This is a genomic window from Klebsiella sp. K4 (assembly GCF_014596785.2).
GTDB classification, from domain to species: domain Bacteria; phylum Pseudomonadota; class Gammaproteobacteria; order Enterobacterales; family Enterobacteriaceae; genus Klebsiella; species Klebsiella pneumoniae.
Genome location: NZ_CP115021.1, coordinates 2791023 through 2809701 on the forward strand (window position 1 = coordinate 2791023; position 18679 = coordinate 2809701).

Annotated in this window: 18 protein-coding genes; 13 read left to right on the forward strand and 5 right to left on the reverse strand. The window is 57.6% G+C overall.

The window, feature by feature from the left end; genetic code table 11:
* Positions 1-244 precede the first annotated feature (244 nt).
* The 9 genes from IB144_RS13985 to mdcH all read left to right on the forward strand — a co-directional run bounded on the left by IB144_RS13985 (position 245) and on the right by mdcH (position 8563).
* The gene (locus IB144_RS13985) at positions 245-1279 is read left to right on the forward strand and encodes an AI-2E family transporter (protein WP_002903679.1); all 1035 of its coding nucleotides are present in this window, start codon (positions 245-247) and stop codon (positions 1277-1279) included.
* 224 nt (positions 1280-1503) lie between these two features.
* Positions 1504-3159, forward strand: a complete 1656-nt coding sequence (mdcA, locus tag IB144_RS13990) for a malonate decarboxylase subunit alpha (RefSeq protein ID WP_004190296.1) — start codon at positions 1504-1506, stop codon at positions 3157-3159.
* The gene (locus IB144_RS13995) at positions 3159-4001 is read left to right on the forward strand and encodes a triphosphoribosyl-dephospho-CoA synthase (RefSeq protein ID WP_048270656.1); all 843 of its coding nucleotides are present in this window, start codon (positions 3159-3161) and stop codon (positions 3999-4001) included. The genes mdcA and IB144_RS13995 overlap by 1 nt, the downstream gene beginning before the upstream one ends.
* Before the next feature lie 17 nt (positions 4002-4018).
* Positions 4019-4318 (forward strand): malonate decarboxylase acyl carrier protein, encoded by a 300-nt coding sequence (gene mdcC, locus IB144_RS14000; protein ID WP_008805033.1) that lies wholly within the window; start codon positions 4019-4021, stop codon positions 4316-4318.
* Positions 4311-5144: a biotin-independent malonate decarboxylase subunit beta gene (locus tag IB144_RS14005; RefSeq protein WP_004143105.1), complete on the forward strand. Its 834-nt coding sequence runs from the start codon at positions 4311-4313 to the stop codon at positions 5142-5144. The genes mdcC and IB144_RS14005 overlap by 8 nt, the downstream gene beginning before the upstream one ends.
* Positions 5144-5944 (forward strand): biotin-independent malonate decarboxylase subunit gamma, encoded by an 801-nt coding sequence (mdcE, locus tag IB144_RS14010; RefSeq protein WP_049185418.1) that lies wholly within the window; start codon positions 5144-5146, stop codon positions 5942-5944. Before IB144_RS14005 ends, mdcE begins: the two co-directional genes overlap by 1 nt.
* A 136-nt stretch (positions 5945-6080) precedes the next feature.
* On the forward strand, positions 6081-7040 hold the full coding sequence (locus IB144_RS14015) for an AEC family transporter (protein ID WP_004148291.1): 960 nt from the start codon (positions 6081-6083) through the stop codon (positions 7038-7040).
* A gap of 3 nt (positions 7041-7043) precedes the next feature.
* A complete protein-coding gene (locus IB144_RS14020) occupies positions 7044-7661 on the forward strand; it encodes a malonate decarboxylase holo-ACP synthase (RefSeq protein ID WP_004152239.1) in 618 nt (205 codons plus the stop codon).
* Positions 7661-8563 (forward strand): malonate decarboxylase subunit epsilon, encoded by a 903-nt coding sequence (mdcH, locus tag IB144_RS14025; RefSeq protein WP_048265527.1) that lies wholly within the window; start codon positions 7661-7663, stop codon positions 8561-8563. Before IB144_RS14020 ends, mdcH begins: the two co-directional genes overlap by 1 nt.
* On the opposite strand, the gene IB144_RS14030 is transcribed toward mdcH, so the two are convergent.
* The gene (locus tag IB144_RS14030) at positions 8553-9479 is read right to left on the reverse strand and encodes a LysR substrate-binding domain-containing protein (RefSeq protein WP_149358940.1); all 927 of its coding nucleotides are present in this window, start codon (positions 9477-9479) and stop codon (positions 8553-8555) included. The two genes, mdcH and IB144_RS14030, sit on opposite strands and share 11 nt — an antisense overlap.
* 653 nt (positions 9480-10132) lie before the next feature.
* Here IB144_RS14030 and IB144_RS14035 point away from each other — a divergent pair.
* A complete protein-coding gene (locus IB144_RS14035; RefSeq protein WP_048270956.1) occupies positions 10133-11311 on the forward strand; it encodes a hypothetical protein in 1179 nt (392 codons plus the stop codon).
* Between the two features lie 2 nt (positions 11312-11313).
* On the forward strand, positions 11314-11709 hold the full coding sequence (locus IB144_RS14040; protein ID WP_071891109.1) for a hypothetical protein: 396 nt from the start codon (positions 11314-11316) through the stop codon (positions 11707-11709).
* Positions 11710-11869: 160 nt separating this feature from the next.
* Here the strand turns inward: IB144_RS14040 and mqo are convergent, their stop codons facing one another.
* From mqo to IB144_RS14055, 3 genes are all read right to left on the reverse strand, one after another.
* A complete protein-coding gene (gene mqo, locus IB144_RS14045) occupies positions 11870-13480 on the reverse strand; it encodes a malate dehydrogenase (quinone) (RefSeq protein ID WP_231256484.1) in 1611 nt (536 codons plus the stop codon).
* Positions 13481-13789: 309 nt separating this feature from the next.
* On the reverse strand, positions 13790-14710 hold the full coding sequence (locus IB144_RS14050; protein WP_004183912.1) for an N-acetylmuramic acid 6-phosphate etherase: 921 nt from the start codon (positions 14708-14710) through the stop codon (positions 13790-13792).
* Positions 14711-14873: 163 nt separating this feature from the next.
* The gene (locus IB144_RS14055) at positions 14874-15230 is read right to left on the reverse strand and encodes a hypothetical protein (protein ID WP_004176301.1); all 357 of its coding nucleotides are present in this window, start codon (positions 15228-15230) and stop codon (positions 14874-14876) included.
* A 155-nt stretch (positions 15231-15385) separates the two neighbouring features.
* Here IB144_RS14055 and IB144_RS14060 point away from each other — a divergent pair, with 155 nt between their 5' ends.
* Complete coding sequence (locus tag IB144_RS14060; RefSeq protein ID WP_048270653.1) at positions 15386-17002, forward strand: sensor histidine kinase; 1617 nt, start codon at positions 15386-15388, stop codon at positions 17000-17002.
* On the forward strand, positions 16999-17718 hold the full coding sequence (gene dcuR, locus IB144_RS14065) for a two-component system response regulator DcuR (protein WP_149358939.1): 720 nt from the start codon (positions 16999-17001) through the stop codon (positions 17716-17718). Before IB144_RS14060 ends, dcuR begins: the two co-directional genes overlap by 4 nt.
* On the opposite strand, the gene IB144_RS14070 is transcribed toward dcuR, so the two are convergent.
* On the reverse strand, positions 17699-18649 hold the full coding sequence (locus IB144_RS14070) for an FAD:protein FMN transferase (RefSeq protein WP_004179712.1): 951 nt from the start codon (positions 18647-18649) through the stop codon (positions 17699-17701). The two genes, dcuR and IB144_RS14070, sit on opposite strands and share 20 nt — an antisense overlap.
* Positions 18650-18679 lie beyond the last annotated feature (30 nt).

Sequence of the window (18679 nt, forward strand, 5' to 3'; positions counted from 1 at the left end):
TCCTGAACTGATTGTCCATAAAATTACAATTATCCGCGGTGTTGCTTCTCGTCCGGTGCGGATGAAAATTGTCCTCAGTAGTTAAACACAGATAGATTTGTAGCATAGTGCTACATTTAATTCAAAGACTTTGCAATTCTTTACGCCGCGGTTTTTCTTCAATGCGTTTGTTCTGCAAAAAAGCGTCATTATGCTAATGTAACGCAACCTGTTAATAGGCAAGGAAGTTTGAGGTCGGGATCCTATGGCTAAACCCATTATTACACTTAACGGATTAAAGATGGTCATCATGTTGGGCATGCTGGTGATCATCCTTACCGGCATTCGCTTTGCGGCGGACATAATCGTCCCGTTTATCCTGGCGCTTTTTCTGGCGGTGATCATCAATCCTCTGGTCCAGCTCCTGGTCCGCTGCCGGGTACCGCGCGTGCTGGCGATCTCGCTACTGATTGGCCTGATTGTTATGTTAGCCATTGTGCTGCTGGCCTCGCTGGGGACCTCGCTCAACGAGCTGGCGCGCACCCTGCCGCAGTATCGCAATTATCTCTATGAGCCGATGCAAACCATCGCGCCCTGGCTGCAGCGTATGGGATTCACCGTTTCGGTGGTCGAGCTCAATAAGTACATCGACCCTAACGCCGTAATGACCCTGGTCACCAGCCTGCTCACTCAGCTGTCGAATGCCATGTCTTCTATTTTTCTGCTGCTGCTGACGGTGGTGTTTATGCTGCTGGAGGTGCCGCAGCTTCCCGCTAAGCTGCAGCAGTTAATGTCCAGACCAGTAGAAGGCATGGGCGCCATCCAGCGGGCCATCGACAGCGTATCGCATTATCTGGTGCTGAAAACTGCGATAAGCCTGATCACCGGCCTGGTGGTCTGGGGCATGCTGGTGCTGCTGGATGTGCGCTTCGCCTTTATGTGGGGGCTACTGGCCTTCGCGCTGAACTATATTCCCAATATCGGTTCCGTGCTGGCGGCCATTCCGCCGATCCTGCAGGTGCTGGTATTCGGTGGTCTGTACGAGGCGCTGGTAGTGCTGGCCGGCTACCTGATCGTCAACCTGGTATTCGGCAATATTCTCGAACCTCGTATCATGGGGCGCGGGCTGGGCCTCTCGACGCTGGTGGTATTCCTGTCCTTAATCTTCTGGGGATGGTTGCTGGGTCCGGTTGGCATGCTGCTCTCGGTGCCGTTGACGATTATCGTCAAAATTGCCCTCGAGCAGACCAGCGGCGGGCAGAGTATCGCTTTCTTATTAAGCGATGTCAGTAAACAGTAGTCCTTCCGCAGGCCGGCGCTTCGCCGGCCTGCTCCCTGCCCTACACTCTCTCCGTAGACCACTACGCCTTATGTATTATTGATCCGCATCACAAACGTTGCGGCGGAATCGTTACTCTGATGCTAACGATCGGCCACCGCGCTTAATTGATGCTCATAGCCTCGCGTCGCACACTAATCTCCACCAGGACAAACAAAACGATTTGTCGAATCAGGAGGTTATTAATGAATGCCGAACAAACGACGGGGCGGGTCTGGAACCGTCGCCGAACGGAAAAACAGCGGCGGCTGGCCGAGGCGAACATGCCAGGTAAGGTCATCCCGACTGACCAGTTGGTCAGCGTACTGGAAAACCTGCTCGCCCCCGGCGACCGGGTTGTGCTGGAAGGCAACAACCAGAAACAGGCCGATTTCCTCTCGCGCATGCTGGCGGAAGTTAATCCGCAGAAAATCCACGACCTGCATATGATTATGCCAAGCGTCGGGCGCAGTGAGCATCTGGACCTGTTTGAAAAAGGCATTGCCCGTAAACTGGATTTCTCTTTCTCCGGCACGCAAAGCCTGCGCATCTCGCAGCTGCTGGAAGATGGCCTGCTCGAAATCGGCGCCATCCATACCTATATTGAACTCTACTCCCGCCTGTACGTCGATCTGTCGCCAAACGTCGCGCTGATCGCCGGCTATAAAGCGGACCGTAAAGGCAACCTGTATACCGGACCGAGTACTGAAGATACGCCAGCGCTGGTGGAAGCCGCCGCCTTCCACGACGGCATTGTGATAGCCCAGGTCAACGAACTGGTGGACGACGAATGCGACCTGCCGCGCGTCGATATTCCCGGCTCGTGGATTGATTACGTGGTGGTCGCCGACAAACCGTTCTTCATTGAACCGCTCTTCACCCGCGACCCTCGTCTGATTAAGCAAGAACACATTCTGATGGCGATGATGGCGATCAAAGGCATCTACGCGGAACATCAGGTGCAGTCGCTTAACCACGGCATCGGCTTTAATACCGCCGCCATCGAGCTGTTGCTGCCCACCTACGGCGAACAGCTCGGACTGAAAGGCAAAATCTGTAAACACTGGACGCTGAACCCGCATCCGACCTTAATCCCGGCCATCGAAAGCGGCTGGGTGGAGAGCGTGCACTGCTTCGGCGGCGAACTGGGGATGGAAGAGTATATCCGCGCCCGCCCGGATATCTTCTTTACCGGCCCGGATGGCTCAATGCGTTCCAACCGCGCCTTCTGCCAGCTGGCAGGTCAGTACGCGGTAGATATGTTTATCGGTTCGACCCTGCAGGTCGATGGTCTGGCTAACTCCTCAACCGTCACCCGCGGTCGTCTTTCCGGTTTCGGCGGCGCGCCGAACATGGGCCATGACCCGCACGGTCGCCGCCACGCCACCCCGGCCTGGCTCAATATGATCACCGAACCAGACCCGATGCAGCGCGGTAAAAAACTGGTGGTGCAGATGGTCGAAACCTTCCAGGCCGGCGTAAAACCGACCTTCGTTGAAACGCTCGACGCGGTCGACGTCGCCAAAACCTCCGGCATGCCGCTGGCGCCGGTGATGATTTATGGCGATGACGTGACCCACGTGCTGACCGAAGAGGGTATTGCCTACCTGTACCGGGCGGAGAGCCTTGAAGAGCGCCGGGCGATGGTCGCCGCGGTGGCCGGGATCACCGATATTGGCCTCGGGGTGGACGCCAAACGCGTCGCCGCGCTGCGCCAGAGCGGCAAAGTGGTGTACCCGGAAGATATCGGCATTCGCCGTAGCGATGCCACCCGCTCGCTACTGGCCGCCGGCAGTGTCGCCGAGCTGGTGGAGTGGTCCGACGGACTGTACAACCCACCGGCAAAATTCCGGAGCTGGTAATGAAAAATCTCTCCCCCCTACACGCAGAAAGCCGCGTCAGCTGGCTGGCGCATACCGCCAGCGCGTGTCTGATTGACGAAGCCCGTCTGAGTCCGAAACCGGGTCTGGTCGATAGTCGCGGCAACGGCGCGCATCAGGATCTCAATCTGGACCTGATGGAACGCTCCGCCCGCAGCCTGCAGCCAACCTTTCACGCACTGGCGCAGCAAAGCTGGCAGCGTCCGGCGGATATCGCCCTGCGCGAAACCGTCGGCCGCCTCGGTCGCGAAGGTGAAGCGCAGATGATGATGGCGACAGGTGGCGTTAACACCCACCGCGGCGCCATTTGGGCGCTGGGACTGCTGGTCAGCGCGGTGGCGATGTTGGGTGGAGAGGGTCAATCACAGGCGATCGCCGGGACCGCCGCCGCCCTTGCCCGCCTGCCTGACGGTTTCGCGCCGAAAAGCTTTAGTAAGGGGCTGCGCGCCAGCCGCCGTTGGCAGGTGCCGGGCGCACGCGAGGAAGCGCAGCGCGGATTTCCGCATGTTACCACCCTGGCGCTGCCGCAACTGCAGCAGAGCCGGGCGAAAGGCGCCAGCGAGCAGCAGGCGCGCCTTGATGCGCTGATGGCCATCATGACCTCGCTGAGCGATACCTGCGTGCTGTCGCGCGCCGGCATGAACGGGCTGCATGCCATGCAGCAAGGCGCCCGCGAGGTTCTGGCGGCGGGCGGTTGCGCCAGCGTCGCCGGTCGCGCCGCGCTGGCGCGCCTTGATGCGCAGATGCTGGCGCAAAACGCCTCGCCGGGTGGCGCGGCCGATCTCCTTGCCGCCACCCTGTTTCTCGACCGGGTTTCCGGCTAACGCATTCAGAGGATGTTATGGAACAGATTACATTGTCATTTCCTGCCAACCGCGCCCTCAGCGGCAAAGCATTGGCAGGAGTCGTAGGTTCAGGCGATATGGAAGTGCTTTATACCGCCGCACAGGGCGCCACGCTCAACGTACAGATCACCACCTCAGTGGATAACAGCCAGGCGCGCTGGCAGGCGCTGTTCGACAGGTTGAACCTGATCAACGGCCTGCCCGCCGGGCAGTTGATTATCCACGACTTCGGCGCCACGCCGGGCGTCGCCCGTATTCGTATTGAACAGGTTTTTGAGGAGGCCGCTCATGCGTAACGATCGCAGCTTTATCGAACTGCGCGCTCGCGAACGCGCCCACGCCCTGCTGGACGACGGCAGCTACCGCGAACTGCTGGATCCGTTTGACGGTATTATGTCGCCGTGGCTCGGCGCCCAGGGCATCGTCCCGCAATCCGATGACGGTATGGTGGTCGCCAAAGGCACGATCAACGGCCAGCCTGCGGTGGTGATTGCCATCGAGGGCACCTTCCAGGGAGGCAGTATGGGCGAAGTGTCCGGCGCCAAAATGGCCGCCGCGCTGGAGCTGGCGGCGGAAGATAACCGCAACGGTATCCCGACGCAGGCGGTGCTGTGCCTCGAAACCGGCGGCGTACGTCTGCAGGAGGCCAACCTCGGTCTGGCCGCCATCGCTGATATTCACGCGGCGATTGTCGATCTGCGCCGCTACACGCCGGTAGTCGGCATCATCGCCGGCACCGTCGGCTGCTTTGGCGGTATGTCTATCGCCGCCGCGCTGTGCAGTTACCTTATCGTCACTCGTGAAGCCCGTCTCGGCCTCAACGGCCCGCAGGTTATCGAGCAGGAAGCCGGCATTGAAGAGTACGACTCCCGCAACCGGCCGTTTATCTGGAGCATGACCGGCGGCGAAATTCGCGCCGCCAGCGGACTGGTCGACGCGCTGGTTAACGATGGCGTTAACGCCGTTAAAACCGCAATGAATGAGGCGATCGCCAAAGGCGTACCGGTACAGCACCGCAGCGACAACTATGACGATTATCTGCGTCGCTTGAGCCAGTTCGACACCCGCCAGCAGGCGGATACCGCGCAGATTAAACAGCTTTTTGCCCGGGAGGATAAATAATGAGTCAGTTCCCAAACCGCGCCGCGCTGTGGCTGAACAAACTGGCGCCCGACGTGCCGCTGATGAGCGGCCTGTGCCCTTCCGTCCAGGTGGCAGACGGCCAGATTAATGGCGAAAACGTGCGTTTTATCGCCGTGGTCCCGGATGCTAACAACCACTACCCGCGCGCCGCCGGCGGCGAAGTCGGCCTGCTGGAAGGCTGGACGCTGGCGAAAGTGGTCAACGAAACCATCGCCACCGACGCCGATCGGCCTGTCAAACGGCCGATCGTCGCCGTGATCGATGTGCCAAGCCAGGCCTATGGCCGCCGCGAAGAAGCTTTCGGCATTCACCAGGCGCTGGCCGGGGCGGCTGGCGCTTATGCCAAAGCCCGTTTGGCCGGCCACCCGGTAATTGGCCTGATCGTCGGCAAAGCGATGTCCGGGGCGTTTCTGGCCCACGGCTACCAGGCCAACCGCCTGATCGCCTTTAACGATAGCGGCGTGCTGGTCCACGCGATGGGTAAAGCGTCGGCGGCGCGCATTACGCTGCGTACCGTAGAGGCGCTGGAGAAACTGGCGGCTACCATTCCGCCAATGGCCTACGACGTCAGCAACTATGCGACGCTCGGCCTGCTCTCCGCCCTGCTGGATATTAATAATCCGGATGCCCCTGACGACCACGATCTGTCGTTGGTCAGCAACACGCTGCGCGACGCCATCGCTGACGCGCGCACCGATGCCTCACTGAAGTGCCGCCTGGGCGCGGAAAACCGCCGCAGCTCGCAGCTGGTCCGCGATCGCATGCGCGCCAGCTGGTAAGACGTTCGTACGTAAGTAGTAGAAGAAAACCTGCCGGAAGCCGTCCCCCGGAGCGCGTAATAACCGCGCCGGGAAGGGACGGCTTTTAGAAAAAATAACAATCGCGCCAGTACTCTATCTTATTTACAGGTGATTTATGACTTATGTGATTATTCATGCTCTTGCCCCGATTTTCGTCATTATGCTGCTGGGCTTCTGGGCCGGTAAGGCCGGGATGGTAGATAACAAAAACGTCTCGCTGCTTAATATTTTTGTAATGGATTTTGCCTTACCCGCCACGCTGTTTAGCGCGACGGTACAAACGCCGTGGGCCGGGATCGTCGCCCAGTCGCCGCTGGTGCTGGTGTTGACCGGCGCGATGTGGATCACCTATGCCGCGATCTACTTCCTCGCCACCAGCGTGTTCAAACGCACGCCGCAGGATGCCGCGGTGCTGACCCTCACCGTCGCCCTGCCAAACTATGCCGCGCTGGGTCTGCCGATCCTCGGCAGCGTGCTGGGTGAAGGCGCGTCAACCTCACTGTCGGTAGCGGTCTCTATCGCCTGCGGCTCGGTGCTGATGACCCCGTTCTGCCTGCTGATTCTGGAACGTGAAAAAGCCCGCGCCGCGGGAGAAAACAGCGGTTCTACGCTGGCGATGCTGCCGGTGCTGATGTGGCGTTCGGTGAAAAAACCGATCGTCTGGGGCCCGCTGCTTGGGGTGGTGCTTTCCGCGATCGGCATTAAAATGCCGGACCTGCTGCTGGCGTCGATCAAACCGCTGGGCCTGGCCGCCACCGCCGCCGCGCTGTTCCTCACCGGGGTGATCCTGTCGGCGCGTAAACTGCAGCTCAATGCGCTGATCGCTACATCAACCATCGTGAAACTGCTGGTGCAGCCGTTTATTGCCTGGGGTCTGGTGATGTTACTTGGGCTGCACGGTTCCATTGCCATTACCGCGATCCTGATGATTGCCCTGGCCGCCGGCTTCTTCGGCGTGGTCTTCGGCAACCGCTTCGGCGTCCAGTCTCCGGATGCTGAAGCCGTGCTGCTGTTGAGCTCGGTTCTGTGTATCCTGTCGCTACCGCTGTTTATCTCTTTGACTTCAGGACTGTAAACCATGTCAGCCACGCCGCGTCCCCATGATCTAGTTTGGTTAAACCACGCCAGCGCCCTGGAAGATATTGCCGAGCCGTGGGTGGCTCAGCAGTGGCGAGCCGCGCTGCCGGTGGTGGTGAGGCGCGACGTTGACGACCAGGCCCGCGTCCCGGTTGGGGTGCGGGGCATGAAGCGCGAGCAGCGCGCCGCCGGCTGGGTACAGGCGCGCAATATCGTGCGCAGCGTCACCCCGGAGATGCTTGTTGATCGTGAGGTCTTACTCCATTCGCCTTTTGTCTCGCAGCCGCCGGTCCAGGGGGCTATCGCCCTCACCTTACACCGCTGGCCCTGGGGCTGGGGCGTCACCGGCAGTACCGGCTACGCGCTGGCAACCGAGATCCCGGTGCTGCATGCGGCCAGCGATCTGGATCTGCTGATCCGCGCGCCACAGCCGCTGGACCGCGAGGCGCTGCTGGAATGGCAGACCCGGGTGGCCCAACTTCCATGCCGCGCTGATACCCAGGTCGAAACGCCGTACGGCGCCTTCGCCCTTAATGAATGGCTGCGCGACGGGCGCGCGCTGCTGAAAACGTCCCGCGGCGCGCGCTTAACCGCGACGCCGTGGCACAGGGAGGAATAATGAAGATTTTATTTACCTTTCCCGGTCAGGGCGGCCAGCGTCCCGGCATGCTGGCGATGATCCCCGATCGCGAGGCGATCCTCACCCAGGCGCGCGCCGTGCTGGGGGATGAAGTCGATACCCTCGATAGCGCCGATGCGCTACAACACACCCGTGCGGTCCAGCTCTGTCTGCTGATCGCCGGGGTAGCCTGGGCGCGCGAGCTACAGCGTCAGGGCGTGGATCCGCAGATGGTCAGCGGCCTGTCCATCGGCGCGTTTCCGGCCGCGGTGATTGCCGGCGCGCTCGATTTCGCCAGCGCGTTGCGGCTGGTGGCCCTGCGCGGGGACTTAATGGAACAGGCGTATCCTGAAGGTTACGGACTGACGGCGATTATGGGCCTGACCCGCCCGCGGGTTGAGGCGCTGATGCAGGGCCACGAGGTTTATCTCGCCAACCTGAACGCCGAAACGCAGTTCGTGATTGCGGGCCGTGATGAGGCAATGGCCGAGGTGGCGCAGCTGGCGCTGCGGGCTGGCGCCAGTAAAGTCCAGCGGCTGGCGGTCAGTGTCCCGTCGCACTGCGCGCTGTTGGATAAACCTGCCGCAGCCCTGGCAAAAGCCTTTGCCGACGTCACCTTAACGCGCCCTCAGCGCGCCTATTTAAGCGGCTCGACGGCGCGCGTGCTGTGGGATCCGCAGCGGATCGCCGACGATCTGGCGATGAACATGGCGCGCCCGGTCCACTGGCAGGAGGCGATGGTCGCCGCCGATGAGCGCGATGCGCGCTTAGCCATTGAGATGCCCCCCGGCGGGGTACTCACCTGCCTGACCCGCCAGGCGGGCTGGCGCGGGGAGACCATTGCGCTGGAGCGCAGCGGCATGGACGTCGCCCGCCATCTGGCGCAGCGGCTTAGCGATTAAGACTGCGGGCGTACATGCGCCCTTCCGCCGCCAGCGCCAGCAGGTCGGCATCGCGCTCGCGGTGGTGCGAATAGACGATAGAGATCAGCTGGCGCATCTGGTAGGGTTCCGCCAGCTTTAGCAGCTGTACATCCTTCTCATACACTTTCTTCATCCGCCCCGGCAGCAGGGCAAAACCGACGCCAGCCTGCACCAGGCTAATCATCGAGAAAATATCATTCACCCGGGTGACGATCTCCGGCTCGAAGCCGGCGATGTGGAATGCTTCCCGGAATCCGGCATAGGTGGCGAACCCCTCCGCCAGCGAAACAAACTTGCGGTCGGCGTAATCGCGCAGATCGGCGAGCCGTGAGGCATCCAGCCGTTCGGTCGCCGGGGCGGCGAGAAAAATATCGTCCTCAAACAGCGGCACCACGTCGAAAGCGGTATTATTGAACTCCCCTTCGTTGGTGGCGATCAGGATGGCATCGAGGGCATCGTCTTCCAGCATATCCAGCAGCATCTGATTTGAACCCATCGTCAGGTCCAGCTCCAGCTCCGGGCGACGCAGCTTCATCCCCATAATGATGCGCGGAACGGTTTCCAGGGTCAGAGAATAGAGGGTACCGATGCGCAACCGCCCCTGACCGACGCCTGCAACCTTGCGCGTCGCCTCGAGCCCGCGGTTCATCAGACTTATCACATCCTGGCAGTATTCAAGCAGCGTCCACGCCGCCTGCAGCGGCAGCAGGTTGCGCCCTTTGTGGACAAACAGCGGGCAGCCCACCCCCTCTTCCAGGGTATGCAGCGCGCGGTGAACGCTGACGCTGCTGAGTTTCATCACTTCGGCGGTTCTGGCGATATTACCTTTCGCCATAAACATCATAAAGACCGACAGCTTGCGGAAGGTGATCTCCTGGTTAATATCGTCTTTCATAGCCCTTCCACACTCCTGGTTTAATTTTCTTTTACAAATTCAAGCCAGTATAACAATAACCACGAAAACTATTTTGATTGCGACCACTATTGTCGACCGCTGCCACCAGCAACCAAAAAAATCACGTATCATCTTGTGAATTTTATCAGTTGTCCGCCGATCATCGGACCGCAATCGGCGTAATCACTTTCACGATACGCAGATATAGGCAAAAAAACGCGCGCTCTCGCCCGCACCAGCCTTAACACGGAGCAGGTGCCCAGTGCCTGTAAAACACGACAGCCGGTCGCTTATCGGGCCCATACCAGCTGTACGTACGCAAAACCATCAGAAATCCGGTGATAATGAGATCGGCTTCGCCGACAATTGCGTGGCCAACATCGGCATTACTGGCAAGGAGATATCAATAGAGACTAAGGTGAAGACTATCAGGCCGCTCAAAATCAAGTTAAAGATAATCTTTTAATAAGGTTGACCTTAATTTTCGTCCCGGACAGGCGGTTATGTAAATAACGAAAATAATGAGGTTGAGCCTTTCCCGGAAACGACTGCTTCAGACATTGTACAGTACCATCAAAAACGGGGATGTGGGTTGGGTATGAATGTTGTATGATGCCGGCAAGGATAGCCGCTTAAACATTGAGGGATTAATGATGGCAGTTTACAAGCTTAGTACACGAATAAGATCTAATGTTCCAACAGATTCTTTGCTTTATGACCTGTGTATTTATCGTATGGACTCTCGCAGGAATAAATATTCCCTGATAGATGTGAAGCAACAGCCATTTTCTGGAACTTATGAAACACAAACTCACATGACAGGAAATGTAGATGAGTCACTCTCGACAATTTATATTATGGAAATGAATCTTTACCGCAAAACCATGTTGCATACGGTCTGTGTGACCCCCGTTCCATTCACTAAAATGTACACACTTGAAGCCTTTGCATCAGGCAACGCCTGGTCTTCGGTAAAGCGAGAGAACCTCTGTTATTTTGAGACAAAAGGCACAATGAAGCCTGCAAGCGAGGGTGGGGAAACAAAGGAGATAAGAATTACTATTCCTGAACGTCCATTTATTGCGCGAGAGTATCCCATAGGTTCACCGCAAGATCCGTTTAAAAAAAAGAAGATAGAATCAGAAATTCAGGACAGATTCTATAATCTCTCATATCCTTCTCAGTCCGGAGCGAGCGTGTGCGGCCCTGCTGCATTCTTTTACTGTCTGCAACAAGACCGTCCTGATGTATATGCCCAGGCCGCCAGGGAACTGTGGCGATATGGAAAAACTAAAATAGGCACACTGACAATCTCACCAGGAGAGGGATGTAGACATCCAACGGGTATGTTTTTTACCAGTGATGGGCAGCCAAGAATATTAGGACTAGACTGGATAACGCTTGCTGGCCTGAGGGATTCAGAGAATGCAGCGCTGAGCTTCGATGCTCTCGATTCTCCAGTGGCAGGTATCACCATGTGGCCCACACTAGCGGAATGGTTTGAAAAAGCAGGTTATGAAATGGTCTTTAGTAATGTAGGAATCACTCAAGCTGGTGTCCAAGGAATCCGAGATTTAAATAGGTATGTAGCGCAAGGCTTTAAAGTCGTCACATTAATAAATGACGGACTGCTCGAAGGCAGTACAAATAACACAACGTTACCTACACACTGGGTTGTATGGGATAGTTCTGTAACACAAGACGATAATGGATATGTTAATTTAAAATTATTTTCTTGGGGCCGTTCAACTTACTGGATAAAAAAGGGAAAAGATGTGCGTTTTTTTCTCAACAGATTCTTTGGGGGAATGGTTTTCAAGCCATTGAAGTGATTATGAAAAAATTGAGCGTTGTATGTATTACCTCTTTATTGACAGCTTGTGTTTTACATGCTGACGTTACTCCATATGGTAGCTCACTTGCTGATGCAGCAGTTGGAAAAGCTTATTCCAGCGAAATAATAATAAAGGGAGGCGCCGTATCAGCTTTAGATGAAAACGGGAAGGAAAGATTTGTAGGTGAAATAACCCCATCCGACACCGGATTAACTTTGAGTTATTGTAATGATTCTCCTGCGCATAATTGTGTCAGGGTGCAGGGAGTACCCGTAAAACATGGGATCGTCACCATACGAATATCTGGCGGACTGTTTGGTACAAATGTCGCGACAGGCGGAGAATTTGATAAAACCTATACGATTAGGATTAAGAATTCAGAAGATTCTTCTTAAGATATTTTATGAGGTGCTGTTGCCATCATGCATCAAAATACCTTGCCCCCAGGTAATTAACAAAATAACCAGGAAGTTCAATAATTATCGAAATCCAAACTGATGCCAGTCGCAAAGGGAAGACCATGGTCTTCCCTTTTGTTCACTGTCGAGTTTGCTTTTACAGCGCCATATCGTGCTGCGGCGAGGCCTCGCGCGGCGTCTCTGCCGGCTTGGCGGTCGCGGTAGGCGCAGCCGCTGGCATCTGGATCACCGGCGGTTTCGTCAGCTGCAGGGTCGCAGCGGTGTCATCCCAAACCTGCTGGGTCAGCGCCACGTTACCGTTCAGCTTCTGGCCGTAGCTCGGCACAATAGCGTGAATGCGGCTCTGCCACTCCGGCGAGTTAAACTGCTGCGGGAACATCTGCTTGAGCACGTTCAGGGTGATTGGCGCGGCGGTGGAAGCCCCCGGCGAAGCGCCGAGCAGCGCGGAAATGGTTTTCTGCTGATCGACCACCACTTCGGTACCGAGCTTCAGCACGCCGCCCTTCTCTGCGTCTTTCTTGATGATCTGTACGCGCTGGCCGGCCTGGATCAGTTTCCAGTCTTCTTTACGCGCGTCCGGGTAGTACTCTTTCAGCGCAGCGAAACGGTCATCATCGCTGAGCATCACCTGGCTAACCAGGTATTTCACCAGATCGAAGTTGTCGAGACCGACGTGGGTCATCGGCAGCACGTTATTGGTGGTGGTAGTGCTGAGCAGATCGAAGAACGAACCATTTTTCAGGAACTTGGTCGAGAAGGTGGCGAATGGCCCGAACAGCACCACGCGCTTACCGTCGAGGTAACGTGCATCAAGGTGCGGCACCGACATCGGCGGCGCGCCGACTGAAGCCTGGCCATACACTTTCTCCAGGTGCTGCGCAGTGACCGCCGGGTTCTCGGTCATCAGGAACGAGCCGCCCACCGGGAAGCCGGCATAGTTGTCCGCTTCCGGAATACCGGTTTTTTGCAGCAGCTTCAACGCGCCGCCGCCGGCGCCGATAAAGACGTATTTGGCGTCAATAGTCTGCGCTTCTCCGCTCTGCACATTCTTAATCGTTACGTGCCAGGAGTTGTCGGCATTACGTTTGAAATCCGTTACCTCAGAGGAGGTCTGCAGGGTGAAGTGGTTATTTTTCTTCAGGCTGCCGATCAGCTGGCGAGTGATTTCGCCGTAGTTGACATCGGTACCCACCGGCGTCCAGGTGGCGGCCACTTTCTGCTGCGGATCGCGGCCTTCCATCACCAGCGGCGCCCACTGTTTAATTTGCGCGTGATCGGTGGAGAATTTCATCCCCTGGAATAAGGTGGTCTGCTGCAGCGCGTTATAACGCTTCTGCAGATAATCCACATTATCACCCCAGACGAAGCTCATATGCGGCGTGGAATTAATAAACGAGTGCGGATCGTGCAAAATACCGCGTTTCACCTGTGCCGACCAGAACTGACGGGAAATCATAAACTGCTCGTTAATATCGAGCGCTTTGCTGATGTCAATCGACCCGTCCGCCCGCTCCGGCGTATAGTTCAGCTCCATATTCGCCGAGTGGCCAGTACCGGCATTATTCCAGCCGTTGGAAGACTCCAGCGCCACGCCGTCCAGTTTCTCCACCATGGTCAGATCCCAGTCCGGCTGCAGCGCCTGCAGCCAGGTGCCGAGCGAGGCGCTCATGATCCCGCCGCCAATCAGCAGGAAGTCGGTTTTTTTCGAGGTATCCGCTTCAGCATGCGTCGCCGCGCTGACGAACATCGCTAATGCGGTTAAGGAAATAATCGTTTTTTTCATTGCAGGCATAATAGAATTATCACGTAGCACACGGTCATAAGAGGCAGCATATTAACGCACTTTTACTTTATTTTAAAATATCATTTACACTCTCACATTTTAAACCAAACAGTTATTTAACTTAAAAAATCAATTTTAAAAACAGAGCGAAGACGGATAAAAAAATAAGGTCGAAAATTCAATATCTATTGCCGGGTAAAATAAAAGATAAGAATTTCTTTAATTACAAAAGTCCAGGCGCGCATGCTCATCGCGCACCTGGCAGAGAAGGGATTACTGGGCGGGAGTGACAGCGCTACGCTGGGCTTCACGCAGGGCGAGGCGCAGATGATCGTGATGTTTGGTTAGCAGCTCCCGCGCGTGCCAGGCGTCAAGCCCGCTGAGCAGCATCAGGATCGCGGTGCGGCAGTGCTGATGACAGCTGGCCAGGGCGGCCTTTGCTTCACTGCGCGTGCAATCGGTGGCCGCCATCACAATCGCTATCTGCCGCTCCGCCCAGTGCGAATTGTCAGCCTGCACGTCCACCCGCAAATTGCTGTACACCCGACCGTCACGGATGGCGAGTCCGGTTGTCAGCATATTGACGATCTGCCTCTGGGCCAACTGAGCCTTCGGATTGGCTAACCCCGCCACCGCCTCCGGCCCGGTCTGCGGAGCAATAATGATATCCGCCAGCTGCGCCGCCTCGCTGGTCGGCTGCTGGGTGATGACCGCTATCGGGGCACCCAGCGACCAGGCGTGGCGCATCGCCCCCCACACCCATGGCGTCTTGCCGCTGACGGTCAGCGCCAGCAGCATATCGCGATTGCTGAAGTCCAGCGACTGCAGCTCAAAGGCGCCCAGGTCATAATTATTCGCCGCAGTCTCCCGCTCGGCCATCGCCGTCGTCTGCCCACCGGCAATCAGCCCCACCAGCGCGTGTTTACCTTCCGGCGAATAGTCGCTGACCGCCTCAATGGCCGTCCGGCCCGAAGCGCCGGCGCCAATAATGACCAGGCGCCCTCCCCGGCTTATCGTCGCGGTGGCGATATCAATCAGCCGGGCGATATCCGGCAGACAGGCGCCGACCGCCTCCGATATCTGCTTATCATCCTGATGCAGCATCGCCAGCATATCGGCGGTGGCGAGGCGATCGATGTGGGTGGTCTCCGGGTGACGACGAGCCTGCATTGACGCGGTTAGCGAACTGCTCATAACAACCTCCATTTACGACAGAAAAAGCGCATCTCGGCAAAATCAGCGGCCTGATGCATATCCTTATATTCATCAGGACTATTTAACCTCTGCCGCCACTATAAGTGGAATGTTCTGCGCTTTACCGCCGTCGGGGTCACAGTTTACCGTCCCCAACGCGCGTTTACGGGTGATTGTCGGTTATCTGAGCAATTCTGTCTGAGGTCTCATCTTCACCACCCGCCTGCATAGCCAGCCAGAAGGATTGCTGGCAAAGGTTATAAAACTGTTTGCGCATCGGGTTGATCTCCTGGCCGGCGGCGTCGATAACCTGCCAGTCAATCCAGCACTCCGGGCAGGATGCGCTATCCTGCTGCGCGATCTCGAGCTCATAGCGGCGCTGGATCACCACCCCGCTGCGATGCCGCCAGCGGGCGATCTCCCACTCTGCTTCCGCTTCATTATCCTGTTCACGATGCTGCGCCAGACGTTCAACGTGCCGCTGCCGGAGGATATCCCGGACCAGAGAAGCCAGTTCCATAGTGTCTCCCTTAAGCCTGTGGCGAAAAGCCGCAGTGTACCGCGCGCAGGAGGAGTCTGCCGTAGCAAAAGCGGCCTTTTGCTTTGATTACACGGCTTTATGTATGCCGCGCTATCGGCGATAATAATCTTTCACTGAATCTACCCGGGGTCGTCATGAAGGCTTCAGAGCACCCGCCTCGCGTTCGCCAACGCGCCTTACCGTTAAAGCTGAGCACCGCCGTGTCCTTGATGATCGGCAGCGTCATCGGCGCCGTGCTGCTGCTGGTGTATGCCTTGTGGTATATGCAGATCAGCAACGCCACCCGCGACGGTCTGAAAGAGACCGCGCTGGCGGTGGCGCGCACCATGGCCGATATGCCGCAGGTGAAGCGCGGACTGGAGGCGCCCCCGCAGCAGCAGATCATTCAGCCGCTGGCGCAGGCCATTACCCGCCGCAACGACCTGTTGTACGCTATCGTCACCGATATGCAGGGTATTCGCTATTCGCATCCGGACAGCTCAATCATCGGCAAACCGTTCATCGGCCACGATATTCAGCCGACGCTGCAGGGAAAAGAGAATGTCGCCATCAACCACGGGGTGCTGGCCCCGGCGCTACGGGTGTTTACGCCGGTGTTCAACGAACGGCATCAGCAAATCGGCGTGGTGGTGGTCGGCATTTCACTGAGTAAAGTGGACGAACAGATCGCCAACAGCCGTTGGGACGTGCTGCTGACCATCCTGTTCAGCGCGCTGGTCTGCGCGCTGGGCACCTGGAGCCTGGTTCGCGGCCTGAAGCGCGTGCTGCTGGGGCTGGAGCCGCACGAAATATCCACCCAGTTTCAGCAGCGTCAGGCCATGCTTCACGCCCTCAAGGAGGGGGTGGTAGCGGTCGATGCCCATGGCGAGGTAAATCTCATCAACCCCGCGGCGGAAGAGATCCTCTTTTCCGGCCCGGATAAGACTCTCGTTCACAGCCCCCTGCTCGACGATCTGCAGACCGTACTGCAGAGCGGCGAGCCAATGTACGACCGCGAACTGGGGTGCAATGGTCTGCTGCTGATCGGCAATACAGTGCCCATTCGCAGCCAGGGTGCGGTGGTCGGCGCCATCTGTACCTTCCGCGATAAAACGGAGGTCAGCCAATTGCTGCAGCGACTGGACGGCATGATGAGCTATGTGGATGCCCTGCGCACCACCTCCCATGAGTTTATGAATAAACTGCACGTGATCCTCGGTCTGCTGAATATGAAAAGCTACGGCAAACTCGAGGAATACGTGCTGCAGACCGCCCACCGCTACCAGTCGGACATCGGCGACATTCAACATCGCATTAAATCCCCGGTGGTGGCCGGCTTCCTGATAAGTAAAATTCAGCGCGCCACGGAGTGCGGCTTTACCCTGACGCTGGCGGAGGAGAGCCTGGTGCCGGATTGTCCGAACGAGAAACAGGTCACGGTGCTGGTGACGGTGCTGGGCAACCTTATTGAGAACGCGCTGGACGCCATGAGCGGTCAGGCGGAGGGTGAGATCGGCCTGCTGTTGCACTACCAGGACGGCTGGCTAAGCGGTGAAGTGAGCGACGATGGGCCGGGGATCCCGGAGAACAACATCGACGCTATCTTTAACAAAGGCTTCTCCACCAAAGGCGAGAATCGCGGCGTCGGGCTGTTTCTTGCTAACCAGCAGTTGCGCGAGCTCGGCGGCACCCTCGCCGTCGAATCGGAACCCGGCGTATTTACCCAATTTTTTGTTCATCTCCCCTGGGATAGTAAAAGGAAACCTGCGTGATAAATGTTTTAATTGTTGACGATGATGCCATGGTGGCCGAACTGAATCGCCTGTACGTGGCAAGGGTTCCCGGCTTTCGTTGCAGCGGGAGCGCTTCGACGCTCAGTCAGGCCCAGGAGATGATTATCGATCCGCAGCAGGAGATCGATCTGGTGCTGCTGGATGTCTACATGCAGCAGGACAGCGGGCTCGATCTCCTGCCGACCATCCGCGAGTCGGGGCGCGCCATCGACGTTATCATGATTACCTCGGCGGCGGATGCCGCCACGGTACAGACCGCGATGCATTACGGGGTGGTCGATTACCTGATTAAACCCTTCCAGTTTCCGCGCTTTGAAGAGGCGCTCACCACCTGGCGGGAGAAGCGCAAGCTAATAACCGGCCAGCCCTATTACGAACAGGCCGATGTCGACCGCCTGCTGCACGGCGGCGCGCCGGAGGCCAGCGACGCGCGCAAGCTGCCTAAAGGGTTAACCGCGCAAACGCTGCGCACACTCTGCCAGTGGATTGACGCCCATCCGGATGTCGAATTCTCTACCGATGAGCTGGCGGCGGCGGTGAATATCTCCCGCGTTTCCTGCCGCAAATATCTGATTTGGCTGGCGCAGATCAATATTCTCTATACCACTATCCACTACGGCGCTACCGGGCGGCCGGTCTATCGCTACCGCCTGGTCGCCGAACAGTACAGTTTGCTTAAGCAGTACAGTCAATAACCCGATAGCCGCTGTCCAGCGGCGCAAAACGCAGCCGCTGCGGCGATGAGAGAATAATGTCGCGATTTTTGGTAACGAAAATCGCGTCGATATCCTGCCGCTGACGCAGCGCTGCGCAGCCCTTCTCCACGCCGAGGCCGAACAGCAGCGTGGTCCAGATGTCGCCGTCTAAAGAATCCGCGGAAATGACCGTCACGCTGTCGAGTTCGTTGTCCAGCGGATAACCGCTGCGCGGGTCGAGAATATGGTGCCAGCGTTTGCCATCCTGTTCGAAATAGCGCTCGTAGGTCCCGGAGGTGACTACCGATTGCCCGTTGACCGTCAGGGAACCGATCAGCGCCTGCGCGTCGGCAAATGGTTTTTTCAGGCCAATGGCCCATTCGCCGAGGGTATGCACATTGCCGCCGAGGTTGATCAGCGCCTTCTCCACCTGCTGCTGACGGAGATAATCGCGCACGCGGTCAGCGATATAACCTTTGGCGATCGCCCCGAGATCCAGCTCCATCCCCGGCTGTTGGAGAAACACGCTGCAGGTTGCCTCATCGAGGATCACCTCCTGTGGGCGGGTCAGCGCCAGTCGGGCTCTGATATCAGCCGCGTCAGGCACGCTGTGCCCGTGAAAACCAATTCGCCACAGCTTCACCAGCGGGCCGATGGCGAGGTTAAAGGCGCTGTCGCGCACCATGCTGGCGGCTTTGGCGCACTGGATCAGCTGAAAGACCGGTCGGCTGACGGTGACCGGATGACGCCCGGCGGCATGGTTGATATCCATCACCTGCGACTCGGCGCGGTTAACGGTAAGCAGGTCTTCGTAGCGCTTGATAAGCTGGAAAACGCGGGAGGCCATCGCCTCATCGTGGGAACAGAGTTTGAGCAGGATGGGCGAGCCCATCAACACGGCGGAGTAGCTATAGACGCGGTTATCGGACATCGGGCTCTCCTTAGAAGGGGCAAGCCGGGC